The organism is Flavobacterium rhamnosi (assembly GCF_048286515.1).
Taxonomy (GTDB): Bacteria; Bacteroidota; Bacteroidia; order Flavobacteriales; family Flavobacteriaceae; genus Flavobacterium.
The window spans coordinates 1-14272 of the sequence record NZ_JBLVPS010000035.1 but is presented as its reverse complement, the minus strand read 5'-3'; the positions used below and the strand labels follow the sequence as shown (position 1 = coordinate 14272).

The window sequence follows — 14272 nt, the reverse complement described above, 5'->3', positions numbered from 1 at the left end:
GGTTGAAAAATTATATCCCAAATCTAAACGGGCTCACCATACAAATCAAATTCTGTAGCCTCGATAATTTTTATCATTACAAATTCACCAGTTTTTACATAGTGCTTTGAAGCATCAATCAAAACTTCGTTGTCTACATCCGGACTGTCAAATTCGGTGCGTCCAACAAAATGACCGCCTTCTTTTCTGTCGATGATACATCGGAATGTTTGACCTACTTTTTCTTGGTTTAAATCCCAGGAAATTTGAGACTGCAATTCCATTATTTCATTTGCGCGCTCTTGTTTTACAGTATCCGGTACATCATCTTCCAGTAAATAAGCATGCGTGTTTTCTTCATGAGAATAAGCAAAACAGCCCATTCTGTCAAATTTCATTTCTTGAACAAAATCTTTTAAGATGTTGAAATCTTCTTGTGTTTCGCCAGGATATCCTACGATCAGAGTCGTACGTATAGCCATTCCGGGAACCGCTTCACGGAAATCTTTCAATAATTTTGTTGTTTTTTCCTGAGTTGTTCCGCGACGCATCGATTTCAAAATAGAATCTGAAATATGTTGCAACGGAATATCAATATAATTACAAATCTTTGGCTCTCGTTTCATGATTTCCAAAACATCCATAGGGAAACCGGTAGGGAAGGCGTAGTGCAAACGAATCCATTCGATTCCTTCCACTTTTACCAAAGCCTCCAATAATTCACCAAGATTTCTCTTTTTGTAAAGGTCCAGGCCGTAATAAGTCAAATCCTGAGCAATAAGGATTAATTCCTTTACTCCGTTTTTAGCTAAGCCTTCCGCTTCTTTTACGAGCTTTTCAATGGTTTGTGAAACGTTTTTTCCTCGCATTAATGGAATCGCGCAAAAACTGCAAGGTCTGTCGCATCCTTCGGAAATTTTTAAATACGCATAATTTTTTGGGGTCGTTGTCAATCGCTCTCCTAATAATTCATGCTTGTAATCGGCACCCAAAGCTTTCAGTAATTGTGGTAACTCGGTAGTTCCAAAAAACTGATCCACATTTGGTATCTCTTTTTCCAAATCAGGTCGGTAACGTTCTGATAAGCATCCTGTAACGAATACTTTGTCAACCAATCCTCTTTCTTTTTTATCAGCATATTCTAAAATCATATTTACTGATTCTGCCTTAGCATTATCAATAAATCCACACGTATTTATGACAATAATGTTTCCTTCTTCCGCTTCTGGTGCCTCATGCGTGACATCTTTCCCGCTTGCGCGAAGCTGTCCCATAAGTACTTCACTGTCATATACATTTTTCGAACACCCAAGAGTGATTACGTTGATTTTATTCTTTTTTAAAGACTTCGTTCTCATAGCATTATAGTCCCGATAATTTGGGAATTTTGCAAAATTACAATTTTTATTTTTAGGACCATAAATCTTTGTGTTTTTTATGGAGCTATTCCTGCTGTATAGTATAGTCCCTCGAAAAAAATCTGAGGATTTTTATTGTTACCAGGGCTAAAAAAAATCCGTTCCCTACTAACGAAACGGATTATTAATTTTTTTTTGGGTGTTACAATTCAAACGAGACAGTCAAAGAGACATTGTTGTTGATAGAATTTATTTTTGCACCATCTGTAAGTCCTTGGCTAAAGAAAGCTTGTTGAGAATTTCTTTCTGCAGATGAGTATGATAAGTCCACTTTGGTAGCGCCGAAATTGTACCCTAAGCCTCCTGAATATCCTTTCAAATCACCAACGGTTGTTTTGTTTTTGTAAGGACTTTGTTCGTAACGATATCCTGCTCTTAAACTTAATTTCTCAATTTTATATTCAGCACCCACCCTTACTTCGCTGGTTTTATCCAAAACGGAACTCATGTTGCTGTTTATAGCGCTGAAATAAGAATCATTTTCTGGTTTGAATTTGGTGTTGCTGTAATCTTTCATAGCATAATCAATACTGATTAGTCCGGATTTACCAAAAATATAAGCAAAACTTCCTGTTATTTTACTCGGTGTTTGTAGCTTGTAAGGTTCGTAGTAATTGGTGATTTGCGGGTTAACAACATCATTGGTATCCGGAGCATCTGTAGCGCTGCTTACTGCAGACAATCTTTGAGAAAACTCATCACTTAAATGATACCATGTTGATGATTCGTAAGCTAATCCTAATCGAACTTCATTGGTAACTTTTGCAATAGCACCTACCTGGAATGAAAATCCCGTTCCGTAAGTATATAAGTCATTATCAAAACGTACTCTTGTCACCGTGTACTCGTCCGTTAATGGAGCAGCGTTATCTTCATAAAAACTGGTAGATTGTCTGTAATCTGTGAAATGAGAATTTAGGTTTATTCCCAAATACAACTGGTCTTTGTAAGATGTTGCTGCGTTAAAAGATAATTTGCCATTATAACCATCAGAACTAAAAGTATTTTCATGATAATAATTTCCGCCAGCTGGAACATTTGAAGTGTATTGTGTATTGTTTGGATTGTTACTTACAGGGTTGATGATGTAGCCTTGGTATCCTAAATAAGCTTGTTGTGCGCCATGGTCCAGACTCCCGTAGTTTGAGTTTTCCAGTACGTCTAGCGGAACTCCGTCGGCAAAACTTAGAAAATAACTGTCTACTGAATTATTTGGATTGGTTCCCGCGGCAAAATAAGAATTGTTAAAATTACTTACGTTATCGTAATTTACGGATAATGAAAACTTTTTCCAGTTACTATTTGAATTTCTATTATTAAAAACAAACACACCTCCGGCTTGATTTAAATCAAAGGAATTGTCTTTCTCGCTGGTTTCGCTGCCAAAATAATTAGAATTGTTTTTAGTATTGTAACTGCTTAATGTCATCGCAATCTGATTATTTGAAAAAACAGCAGCTCCGGCAGGATTTATAGTAATAGCCGATAAATCGCCGCCTAGCGCTCCAAAAGCTCCACCCATTGCTCTAAAACGTGCGGTGCCATTCAAATTGTCCTGCGCATAGCGTATCGCATCTGTTATTTCTTGTGATTGTGCAGCGCTAAAAGTGAAGCCTGTTAATAGTAGGAATAAATATTTTTTCATTGTTATTTCAGGTAAGGTTTATTTTTTATTCAAAATACATTTAGAAATTATCTTCTTCCACCTCCGGATGATGATCTTCCTCCGCCACCTCCGCTGTTATTGTTGGAATTGTTTGAGCCTGAGCTGTAGGATCTTGAAGAACTATTTTCACTTCTTGAATTTGGTGTGTATGATCTTGCTGGAGAATTGCCTTCGCTGCGAGCGCTATTTGTGTTTGATCTTCGGGTAGGATTGCCGAAAGAATTATTCTGGTTTTGATTTCTTGTAAAAGTAGGGCTTGTTCTGGTGCTCCTATTGGTAGAATTTCTATAATTTGTTCCTCTGTAGGTGTTAGTTGGGTTTTGAGAATAATCCCTAGAAGTTCTGGTGCTATAATTTCTGCTGTTTACTCTGTCAGAATACGATGAGCCTCTTCTGCTTGGGTTATAAGAGTAATTGTTATAGTGACCAGAGGAGTAACCTCCTCCATAATAAGGGAAGTTCCAGCCATAGCTAGGATATCCCCAGCCATAATAAGGATAGTTCCACCCGAAGCTAGAATAGCCATAACCATAATAAGGGTAGTTCCAGCCAAAACCGGAATAGCCGAAACCATTATAAGGATAGCCCATTCCGTATCCTAATGAAAATCCCCAATAATTAGGTGATACATCTATTATGGTCTCATGGGAATTGCTTCCCCATCCGCTATAATTGTTATAGGTTTGCTCATTCGTATCAGGATAGGTGTTGTAATTACTGTAATTGTCTACATCGGTAAAAATTTCAGCAGATCCATTGTTGTCTTGTAAAGAGCCAAAATAATTTTTGTAATAATTGTTTCGAGTGTCTGGATTCTCTACATCAATATTTTTTTTAGCGGTATTTCCATAAATTCCATCCCCATCGTAGTAAGAGCTATTTTGGTAAGAACCGCATGAGGTTAACAAAATGCTCAAAAACCCGGCAACATAATAAATTGACGCGTTTTTAAGGGAAAAAGTACTAGTTTTCATATCTATGGGGTTTTTTATTGTTGGACAATACAAAAATAGTTAGTTTTGCGGAACTATTTAGTTAAAATTATTAAAACAAAATTTGTGCCAAACTATTCAATATGAGTAAGAACTTAACTACAAGATCAGAAGATTATTCAAAATGGTATAACGAGTTGGTTGTAAAAGCCGATTTAGCCGAAAATTCAGGAGTTAGAGGATGTATGGTGATCAAGCCATATGGTTATGCGATATGGGAAAAAATGCAAGCTGAGTTGGATCGAATGTTTAAAGAAACGGGCCATCAAAATGCCTATTTTCCTTTATTTGTTCCAAAAAGCATGTTTGAAGCAGAAGAGAAAAATGCTGAAGGATTTGCAAAAGAATGTGCTATAGTTACCCATTATAGATTGAAAAACGATCCAGATAGGCCAGGGAAGCTGATGGTAGACCCTAATGCCAAACTGGAAGAAGAATTAATCGTTCGGCCAACCAGTGAAGCTATTATTTGGTCAACATACAAAGGGTGGGTGCAATCCTATAGAGATTTACCATTGTTGATTAATCAATGGGCAAATGTAGTGCGCTGGGAAATGAGAACAAGGTTGTTTTTGCGTACAGCAGAATTTTTATGGCAAGAAGGGCACACGGCGCATGCTACCAAAGCGGAAGCTATTGAAGAATCTGAAAAAATGATGCATGTATACGCTGAATTTGCAGAGAATTTTATGGCAATGCCGGTAATTAAAGGTTTTAAAACGGAAACGGAACGCTTTGCTGGGGCTGAGGAAACGTATTGTATAGAAGCTTTAATGCAGGACGGAAAAGCATTGCAGGCAGGAACGTCTCACTTTTTAGGTCAAAACTTTGCTAAAGCTTTTGATGTTAAATTTGCTAATGCTGAAGGAAAGCAAGAATATGTTTGGGGAACTTCATGGGGAGTTTCGACTCGATTAATGGGGGCTTTGGTAATGACGCATTCTGATGATAAGGGATTGGTCTTGCCTCCAACATTGGCACCTATCCAGGTAGTAATCGTTCCGATTCATAAAACAGAGGAGCAATTAACAGAAATAACTGCTGTAGTTGCTGATTTAGTTTCTCAATTAAAGAAATTAAACATTGCGGTTAAATATGATGACAGAACCACGCAAAAACCAGGATTCAAGTTCAATGAATATGAATTGAAAGGAGTGCCTATCAGAATTGCTGTAGGTCCTAAAGATTTAGAAAACGGAACTTTTGAAGTGGCAAGAAGAGATACATTGACAAAAGAAGTTGTTTCTAAAGATGGAATTGTAATTTATGTAAGTGATTTATTGGCTCAAATTCAAAAAGATTTGTTCGAAAAAGCATTAAATTATAGAAATACGCATATTACTGAAGTTAACAGCTTTGAAGAGTTTAAGCAGGTTTTAGATACAAAAGGAGGCTTTGTATCAGCTCATTGGGATGGAACTGCTGCTACTGAAGAGAAGATTAAAGACTTGACTAAAGCGACGATTAGATGCATCCCTTTAGATAGGGTAGAAGAGGTGGGAAGCTGTGTTTTTACTGGGGAGAGCTCGGTTGGAAGAGTGTTGTTTGCGAAGGCATATTAAAAAAAAATAAATTTTTTCGCATCTACTATTGTGCGTTTCAAAAATAGTTGTATTTTTGCATCCGCATTAGAGAAGCAGGGCCCGTTCGTCTATCGGTTAGGACGCATGGTTTTCATCCATGTAAGAGCGGTTCGATTCCGCTACGGGCTACTATTTTTTTTGCAGATTAAAGTCATCCCAAACTTAGAGGGAAAAATGGCCCGTTCGTCTATCGGTTAGGACGCATGGTTTTCATCCATGTAAGAGCGGTTCGATTCCGCTACGGGCTACAAATTCAGTTGTAGTAGATTGAAAAGAACTTAGGAGGATAAGGTCCGTTCGTCTAGGGGTTAGGACGCCAAGATTTCGTCTTGGTAACAGGGGTTCGATTCCCTTACGGACTACAAAAAAATAGTAAAAGATAAAAAAGCAATAAAATGGCAAATCATAAATCAGCTCTAAAGAGAATTAGAAGTAACGAAAAGAGAAGAGTATTAAATAGATACCAACACAAAACTACTCGTAATGCCATTAAAGCATTAAGAATAGCAACTGATAAAACTGATGCTACATCTAAATTATCAAGTGTGATATCTATGATTGATAAATTAGCTAAGAAAAACATTATCCATGATAACAAAGCTTCTAATTTAAAATCTAAATTAACGAAGCACGTTGCTAAATTGTAAGTACTACAATTTTTAAAAATAGTTATAAAAAAAGCTCTCAATTTATTGAGAGCTTTTTTTATAACTATACTTTTATTAGATTTTGTTTTTTAAGTATTCAAGCATTGAAGTGGTTATAGGCTTCGATAAAAAATCGATGACCATAGGGTATGATTTTGCTTTTTCTAAGTCCTCAGGGTCTATTGTTGAGGAAAGTACAACTACTTTTATTGTGTTGAATTCCGAGTATTCGGTAGTGTTGAAAATATCTAAAAATTCCCATCCTCCCATAACAGGCATGTTTAAATCTAAAAAAATTAATTGAGGATGATTGTTTAATTCGCTTTCAGAGTTAGTGTGTTTTAGTTTGTTAAAGTAATCAAGCGCTTCCTCTCCATTTTGAGAAGTGATTATTTCATTTGAAAAGCATGCTTTGACGATTACTTTTTTGCATAACATGAGTGTTATAGGGTCGTCATCAACGCATAAAATTTGATCCAACATTATTGTTTGTTTTTAAATGTTAATGTGAACGTAGTTCCTTTGTTTACCTCGCTCTCAATGCTTATAGTTCCTCCCATGGTTTCAACTTGAGATTTTACAAGATACAATCCCAGTCCTTTGCTGTCAGGGTAATTATGGAATCTTTGGTAAAGCCCAAAAACTTTGTCTCTGTTTCTTTCTAAATCAATGCCTATTCCGTTGTCTTTGAATGTTAGATAAACAGTGTTGTCAACTTCAGTAGCGTTAATAGTTATTTTAAGTTTTCTGTTTTCAGATTTATACTTTATGGCATTGGTTAATAGGTTTAGTAATATGCTTTCTATGTAAGCTTTGTTAGTGTTTAAAACAGAAACCTTTTCGAAATTAAGTTTAATTATTGGTTTATACAATTCAATTTGAAAGCTGAGTTGATTGAAAACGTTTTCAAATAATTCTTTTAAAAGTACGGCTTCTTTTTGAATAGAAGGATTGTCTTTGATGATAATTACTTTTACTAAGTCATTAATTGTTTCATTTAGTAAATGTGTTGATTTATTAAAACCGTTTAGGATTTCCTTTAATTCCTGATTATCTATAGGAATGTCTTCAATTAAGTTTAAAAGACCTGTCAGGTTTGATAATGGTGCTCTAAGATTATGCGATGTAATATAAGAAAACTGCTTTAAGTCTTTGTTGTTTTGTGTTAGTTCCCTAATAAGCTGTTCTTTTTCTTTTTCTTGTTTCTTTTCCTCAGAAACATCTCTTTGTATGGAAATCCAGTGTGAAAGTTCATTTTCTGAATTGTATATAGGAATCATAGAAAAGCGAACCCAGTATTCTTCTTTGTTTTTTTTATAGCTGATGGTCTCAATTAAACACTCTTCCTTGTTTTTTAAAGCAGCGATTAATTTTTCGTACTCTTGTACGTCAGAATTTGGGCCTTTAAAAAGATCTAGCGTTTTTCCAATAATTTCTTCGGATTTATATCCAGACATAATAGTAAAAGCGGGGTTTACATAAATTATTTCAGGAATTTGGGTATTGTTGAAATTGGCTTCGGTTATAATTATGGAATCCTTGGATTGTGTAATTACAGTTTCTAATAGTTTAAGCCTTTGCTCTTCTTCTTTTTGTTTTGTTATATCCTGTATCGCACCAATCATTCTTATGGCTTTTCCTTCCTCATCTTTGAGAAGAAATCCTCTATCTAATACGTATTTATAAGAGTTGTCAGCACATCTAAATCGGTACTGATCTTGCCATTTTTCTGTTTTTTGTTCTATAAAAGAGTATAGTTTTATAGACATTTTGATACTGTCTTCAGGATGAATTTTGTCGAACCACCATGTTGATTTGTCTCCAACTTCATTTTCTTTGTAGCCAAAAACGCTTTCGATTCCTTTGTTCCAGGAAAAGGAATCCTCTTGGATTTTCCAATCCCAAATAGTATCACTTGTTGCTTTTGCTACAATGTCGTATTTTTCGTTTGATTCCTTAATTTCGTCGTTGTTATTCTTTAGTTTTTCAAAAACAGCGATATTTCTATTGTCGTTTTTTGATAGAATATATTTGTAGAGTATACCTGTAAAAGAAATGAATATCAAATCTTTTATAAAGTTATAATATTGGTAATTAGTGTCGAGGATGTGCTTTTTAAATAATTTATGGCAAACAATGGCCATAAATATGGAGATGAGAGTGTAGGTTAAGGTTATTTGATTGGTTTTGTTTTTCATTACTCAAATATAATTAAATAATACTTAATTATTAAACATCATTCAAAACTTATTTTAACAGCTTTTTTATTCGATTTTTTTTGGTCTAAAAGGTTAACAATATGTAAACTATTGCAGAAATATTTTTTATATCAAAATAAAGTGTACCTTTGCACCCATTAAAAATCACAGATGGAATCTATTAGAAACATTGCAATTATTGCCCACGTCGATCACGGTAAAACAACTTTGGTTGATAAAATTATGTATCACTGTCAGTTATTTCGTGACAACGAAAACACAGGTGACCTAATCCTTGATAACAACGACTTAGAGCGTGAAAGAGGTATCACTATTACTTCTAAAAATGTTTCTGTAGTATACAAAGGAACAAAAATCAACATTATCGATACTCCTGGTCACGCCGATTTTGGTGGTGAAGTAGAGCGTGTATTGAACATGGCTGATGGAGTTTGTCTACTTGTAGATGCTTTTGAAGGACCGATGCCACAAACGCGTTTTGTATTACAAAAAGCGCTTGACCTTGGTTTGAAACCATGCGTTGTTATTAATAAAGTTGATAAAGAAAACTGTACTCCTGAAGAAGTTCATGAAAAAGTTTTTGACCTAATGTTTGAATTAGGTGCTACTGAAGAACAGTTAGATTTTCCTACTGTTTACGGTTCTGCTAAAAATAACTGGATGTCAGACGATTTTAACGTTATGACTGAAAACATTGAACCATTATTAGACATGGTTCTTAAAAATGTACCAGCTCCTAAAGTATCTGAAGGAACTCCTCAAATGTTAATCACATCTTTAGATTTCTCTGCCTTTACTGGTCGTATCGCTATTGGTCGTCTTGAAAGAGGTATATTAAATGAAGGAATGCCAATCTCATTAGTGAAAAGAGATGGTAAAATAATGAAATCTAGAATTAAAGAACTTCATACTTTTGAAGGACTTGGTCGTAAGAAAGTAGAACAAGTAATTGCTGGAGATATCTGCGCTATTATTGGAGTTGAAGGTTTTGAAATTGGAGATACTATCGCTGATTTTGAAAATCCAGAAGCGTTAAAAACAATTGATATTGACGAGCCTACTATGAGTATGTTGTTTACAATTAATGACTCTCCTTTCTTTGGTAAAGAGGGTAAATTTGTAACTTCTCGTCATATTAGAGACCGTTTAACAAAAGAATTAGAGAAAAACTTAGCAATGAAGTTAGGTGAAACTGATTCAGCTGATAAATTCATGGTTTTTGGTCGTGGTGTACTTCACTTGTCTGTTCTTATTGAAACAATGAGAAGAGAAGGGTATGAATTGCAAATCGGTCAGCCACAAGTTATCATCAAAGAAATTGATGGTAAAAAATGTGAGCCAATTGAAGAACTAACAATCGACTTACCTGAAAACCTTTCTGGTAGAGCGGTAGAGTTTGTTTCTATCCGTAAAGGAGAAATGTTAAGCATGGAAGGTAAAGGAGAGCGTATGATTGTAAAATTCAATATTCCATCTCGTGGAATCATCGGATTGCGTAATCAATTGCTTACTGCTACTGCTGGTGAGGCTATTATGTCACACCGTTACATAGGGTATGAGCCTTACAAAGGGGAAATTCCTGGACGTAACAATGGTTCATTGATCTCTATGGAAAATGGTAAAGCAATTCCTTATTCTATCGATAAATTGCAAGATCGTGGTAAATTCTTCGTTGACCCTAATGATGAGATTTACGAAGGTCAGGTAATCGGAGAAAACAGTCGTAGCGATGATATGTGTGTAAATGTAACTAAGGCTAAGAAACAGTCTAATGTACGTTCATCTGGAAATGATGAAAAAGCAAGAATTATCCCTCCTATTCGTTTTTCTCTTGAAGAAGCTTTAGAGTACATTCAAAAAGATGAATATGTTGAGGTTACTCCAAAAAGTATTCGTTTGAGAAAAATATATTTGACAGAAACAGATAGAAAAAGATTTAAATTCTAATTTTTATTTTTAGTTTAGAAAAGCCATTCGAAAGAATGGCTTTTTTTTTGATACTAACTTTCCTAGCTTCCAAAAGGGGTTTATGGTAATTGTATTTGTAAAAATAGTTCGTTTAAGAGAATAAAGTAGTATACCTACTTAGCGCGACATTCTTATCTCTTTAAGCTAAAATGCCCTTTAGTTTCCCTGCCGTCGTCTAGTTTTATTGTATACCAATAATCATCAGAAGGTAAAGACTGTCCTGCAAAAGTACCGTCCCAGCCTTGACTTGAGGGAACGATTTGTTTTAGAAGTTTACCGTAACGATCGAAAATATAAATGATTGAATTTTTGTTGAAACTTTCATTTACTCCTTTTAGATTCCAATAGTCATTATAACCGTCGCCGTTTGGTGTAAAAAATTTTGGAACACCGATAACTGCAATACTTTGACTTATCATCCCACAGCCATTTTTATCATTTATGAATACTTCATGTATCCCGGCAGCGACATTGTCGAAAAAATTAGATTCTTGAAAAGGTCCAGAAGCAGCATCCAGGCTATATTGATAGTGCCCTTTTCCTGTTACGTTTATTGTTACAGTATTTGAATCTGATAGATCAACGATAGTAATGCTGCTCATTTTAGCAATATCAGAAGCGGTAACTTTTATTGTTCGAGTTCTACTACAGCCTGCCAGCGAGGTAACGTCTATTGTGTAATCACCTTCCTGATTTACATCCAATGTGGAATTTGTTTCGCCTGTTATAACCGTATTATCCTTTGACCAAACATAGGTATAATTGGTTGTTGGTGAGCCGTCTTGGATTCCGGCATCAAGCGTTATGAAGAAAGTTGGAAGATTAGAACATACTAATTCATTTTTATCAACTGCATCGTTAATATTTGGTTTTGGATTTACTTTTAACGTAATTCGTGGACTTAACCCATAGCAAGCATTATCAGAGGTGCTTTCGACACGAACCCATATTTTTTGTTCATTTGGGTAGCTATTATTTCTATAGTTTGCAGTATTTGTAATTGCATTGCTTTCTGATAGAGCATCTGCTTCATTTTTATAAAATTGTATCGAATAGGAAGCACTTGGAACAGGAAGCACAGCAAGTATCTCTGCTGTTACAGCACTAAAATCAAAAGTAGCGATTCCATTAGTATCGTCATTGTCAATAGCTGAGTCATCACAGGCAGAAAAAGTACGGCTGAATGCGGTTGGAATTTGGGTAGGAGAAACTACTAAGGTGATTTTTGCTATAGCATAACAACCATTTGCGTTTTGCACTCTGGTCCAAACAGGCATACTACCAGCTGTTGTATTTCTAAAAGCAAATGGATTTGAAATTAATTTTGCAGTATCGGCTGTTTCAGCTCCTGAAAGTGAAGTGTAATAGGCGAATGTTTCGGAGGCGAAATTAGTCGAGAGCTCCTTGTTCTTTGCGGTTAAATTAAAGTCAGAAAAACCATCTGTATCATCATCACACTGAACAATTGAGGTGGTATTAAGGATTGGTAATGGATATATTGTCAGCGTAGTTTCAGCAGAAATTAGCCCACATGAATTTCCCGTTTTATCCAGTTTTACTCTATATTTATAACCGTTCATCGTGTTGTTTACACTTTTTAGCAATAAGACATTTGTTGTAGCATCCTGATAAGTAGGGTTGTTTAAAATAGTAGTCCACAATATTCCATCGGTTGAAAGCTGCCATTGATACGTATTTCCGCCATTATCGGACACTTTAATTGTAGTGCTTTCTGATTCACATGTTGGTTCAGCTTGCGGTTGACTGCTAATTTCTATTAGTGCAGCAATTCTATAATTGTTGTCTGGAGTTGTATAGCCCACAGCACTTAAAACTTTGCCATTTGCATTTACGACCACAGGAGTACTGCCTAGTATCCCATCATTATTAGAATCATTGAATCCAGCTTCAAAAGCATCATAACACATATCATTATCACTATCCGAATCGATGTAGTTAAAGTCTCCATCTGAATCAGTGTCACTTATGGTATAATTTAGTTTACCACTATCTGGATTTGTCTCAAGGCCATCATACAAACCATTAGTTCCAAAAGAAAGGGAAGTACCATCTATAATACCGTTTTTATCGGCATCAACAACACTACTACCTGATTCTACTAGGTCAAAAATACCATCATTATCACTGTCTAAGTCTAGTAAATCATAAACTACAGGGAAAGTGTTAAAGAGATCATTGTCAGTATTAATTCGTATCAGGCCAGGTTCAAAAGAATTATCTAATCCATCTTTATTAGAATCAGTTCCAGAGAAAGTTTTAAAGCCCTTGCCTTGCGCCTCAATAGTATCAGGAATACCATCATTATCACTGTCTATGTCTACTAAATCAGCAACTAAATCAGAATCAGAATCAAAAGTTTCAGTATGGCTAATCATAAAAATTGCTTTGTTACTGCTTATTTCAGATAGATTTGTATGCGTAAAAGTAACTGTGTTTGTTAAATAAGACGAAAACTGGAAACTGCCCGATCCGGGAAATAACGGTGTTGTGCTTTTCAAACGAAAGCGTACTTCAAAAGAAGAAAATTCAGTAATACCACTTTCATAAATTCCATCGTAGTTTGTATCTATAAGCAATTGATTTAGCGGATCAGTCACCGTAATGGTTTTATCTGCCGGAACTTGTAAAATAAAATTTCCGTCAGCATTCAAATATTCGGAAACAGCTGTAGTTTGGAATGGATTATCTTGCCCTATATAACCAATAGTTATACTTTCTGGTGTTGTTAGATTTATAGTGTAAGAAACAGAATTGGTTTTTCCGGCAGGAACTTCTGATACAAAACCGTAAAGTGATTTTCCGGTAATAGTTCCGCTTCCTGTTATCGTTCCATTGTATTGAGAGCTTGTGGTGGCATTTGACTGGTTCAAGAGAGAAATATTCGCTTCAAGATTATTAATTATACCGTCATTATCCAAATCAATATCAATATTATTGTTTGTTTGGTCATTATCTGAATCCAATGGGCAATCACTGACGGGTATTTTATCTGAAAAAATTGGAACGGTACTAGGGCAACCCACAATGCTGCCTTGTACCTGATAATATCCAGGTTGAATAGGAGTGTATGCATTTAAATTTGCTCCAATAATTGGATTGTTATTAAAATACCATTGAAAGGTATCGTAAGATGATAAAGTACTAATTTTTAAAACGACATTTGGAATACATGCAGAATTGGATACTTCAATTTTATCCGTTACAATTTCTGGCTTAGTATCAAAACTGGAATAATAACCACCATATGTTGCAGCGCCATTTGTGCCAAAGTAAGAAACATAAACTTGTTTTGATGATTTTACTACAATATTCCCCGTTAAATTAAATTCGGTATATCTGACGTAATTTGGATTTCCAAGTACAGCAACCGGAAAGCCGGTAATAGCATTATTGTTTATCGTTACAGTGGCTCCAGCTTCAGTTACGATATTTAGTCCTCCATTATAGGATGTGTTTCCTATAGATTCAATTTTTGGAATATTGTCAACAATACTTGGCGTAGCACAATTTAAGGGTGGTACAAAAAACAAATTTTGATTGGCTGATGAAAAATCACCACCGATGCTCTGATAGGCCGACACGTTTTCGGAGGTTGAAACATAGAGATTACCAGCTGTAAATTGGCTTCCATCAATAATGGCATATTGTCCTCTACTCAACGTTTTGACAACTCCTCCAGCTTAAGCGTTGAGGATTCTTGGAAAAAGCTTGCCTCAACAGGCTACTTTAGCTTCCATGAGAAATTGCCCTTTCTCCAAAATATTATTTGCGGCGTTTAG

At 35.4% G+C, this 14272-nt stretch carries 9 protein-coding genes and 3 tRNA genes; 6 read left to right on the top strand and 6 right to left on the bottom strand.

Translation table 11 applies throughout. The features are described 5' to 3' along the window. Positions 1–23: 23 nt before the first annotated feature. The 3 genes from rimO to ACNQGN_RS18080 all read right to left on the bottom strand — a co-directional run bounded on the left by rimO (position 24) and on the right by ACNQGN_RS18080 (position 4037). Positions 24–1337 carry a 30S ribosomal protein S12 methylthiotransferase RimO gene (gene rimO, locus ACNQGN_RS18090; protein WP_417989225.1) on the bottom strand — a complete coding sequence of 438 codons (1314 nt, stop codon included), beginning with the start codon at positions 1335–1337 and terminating at the stop codon, positions 24–26. 202 nt (positions 1338–1539) lie between these two features. Beyond that, positions 1540–3042, bottom strand: coding sequence for an OmpP1/FadL family transporter (locus ACNQGN_RS18085; RefSeq protein ID WP_417989224.1), 1503 nt, complete (start codon positions 3040–3042; stop codon positions 1540–1542). Between the two features lie 47 nt (positions 3043–3089). Further along, positions 3090–4037: a hypothetical protein gene (locus ACNQGN_RS18080; protein ID WP_417989223.1), complete on the bottom strand. Its 948-nt coding sequence runs from the start codon at positions 4035–4037 to the stop codon at positions 3090–3092. A 101-nt stretch (positions 4038–4138) separates the two neighbouring features. Here ACNQGN_RS18080 and proS point away from each other — a divergent pair, with 101 nt between their 5' ends. The 5 genes from proS to rpsT all read left to right on the top strand — a co-directional run bounded on the left by proS (position 4139) and on the right by rpsT (position 6285). Continuing rightward, positions 4139–5617 (top strand): proline--tRNA ligase, encoded by a 1479-nt coding sequence (gene proS / locus ACNQGN_RS18075; RefSeq protein ID WP_417989222.1) that lies wholly within the window; start codon positions 4139–4141, stop codon positions 5615–5617. A gap of 78 nt (positions 5618–5695) precedes the next feature. Continuing rightward, a tRNA-Glu gene (locus tag ACNQGN_RS18070) sits at positions 5696–5767 on the top strand. A 47-nt stretch (positions 5768–5814) separates the two neighbouring features. After that, positions 5815–5886: transfer RNA gene (locus ACNQGN_RS18065), tRNA-Glu, on the top strand. Between the two features lie 42 nt (positions 5887–5928). Then, positions 5929–6000: transfer RNA gene (locus tag ACNQGN_RS18060), tRNA-Glu, on the top strand. A gap of 33 nt (positions 6001–6033) precedes the next feature. Continuing rightward, the gene (gene rpsT / locus ACNQGN_RS18055; protein WP_035673520.1) at positions 6034–6285 is read left to right on the top strand and encodes a 30S ribosomal protein S20; all 252 of its coding nucleotides are present in this window, start codon (positions 6034–6036) and stop codon (positions 6283–6285) included. A gap of 75 nt (positions 6286–6360) precedes the next feature. Here rpsT and ACNQGN_RS18050 read toward each other — a convergent pair whose 3' ends face one another. Continuing rightward, complete coding sequence (locus tag ACNQGN_RS18050; RefSeq protein ID WP_417989221.1) at positions 6361–6768, bottom strand: response regulator; 408 nt, start codon at positions 6766–6768, stop codon at positions 6361–6363. Further along, entirely contained in the window at positions 6768–8483 is a 1716-nt protein-coding gene (locus ACNQGN_RS18045; protein WP_417989220.1) for a PAS domain-containing sensor histidine kinase, read from the bottom strand. The genes ACNQGN_RS18050 and ACNQGN_RS18045 overlap by 1 nt, the downstream gene beginning before the upstream one ends. Positions 8484–8654: 171 nt before the next feature. Between ACNQGN_RS18045 and typA the strand changes: the two genes are divergently transcribed. After that, complete coding sequence (typA, locus tag ACNQGN_RS18040) at positions 8655–10451, top strand: translational GTPase TypA (RefSeq protein WP_417989219.1); 1797 nt, start codon at positions 8655–8657, stop codon at positions 10449–10451. Between the two features lie 152 nt (positions 10452–10603). On the opposite strand, the gene ACNQGN_RS18035 is transcribed toward typA, so the two are convergent. Further along, on the bottom strand, positions 10604–14152 hold the full coding sequence (locus tag ACNQGN_RS18035) for a T9SS type B sorting domain-containing protein (RefSeq protein WP_417989218.1): 3549 nt from the start codon (positions 14150–14152) through the stop codon (positions 10604–10606). Positions 14153–14272 lie beyond the last annotated feature (120 nt).

Bases quoted from the DNA above. Each gene is read 5' to 3' on its own strand.
- rimO (WP_417989225.1), bottom strand. From the start codon at position 1,337: ATGAGAACGAAGTCTTTAAAAAAGAATAAAATCAACGTAATCACTCTT.
- ACNQGN_RS18050 (WP_417989221.1), bottom strand. From the start codon at position 6,768: ATGTTGGATCAAATTTTATGCGTTGATGACGACCCTATAACACTCATG.
- ACNQGN_RS18080 (WP_417989223.1), bottom strand. From the start codon at position 4,037: ATGAAAACTAGTACTTTTTCCCTTAAAAACGCGTCAATTTATTATGTT.
- typA (WP_417989219.1), top strand. From the start codon at position 8,655: ATGGAATCTATTAGAAACATTGCAATTATTGCCCACGTCGATCACGGT.
- proS (WP_417989222.1), top strand. From the start codon at position 4,139: ATGAGTAAGAACTTAACTACAAGATCAGAAGATTATTCAAAATGGTAT.
- ACNQGN_RS18045 (WP_417989220.1), bottom strand. From the start codon at position 8,483: ATGAAAAACAAAACCAATCAAATAACCTTAACCTACACTCTCATCTCC.
- ACNQGN_RS18085 (WP_417989224.1), bottom strand. From the start codon at position 3,042: ATGAAAAAATATTTATTCCTACTATTAACAGGCTTCACTTTTAGCGCT.
- rpsT (WP_035673520.1), top strand. From the start codon at position 6,034: ATGGCAAATCATAAATCAGCTCTAAAGAGAATTAGAAGTAACGAAAAG.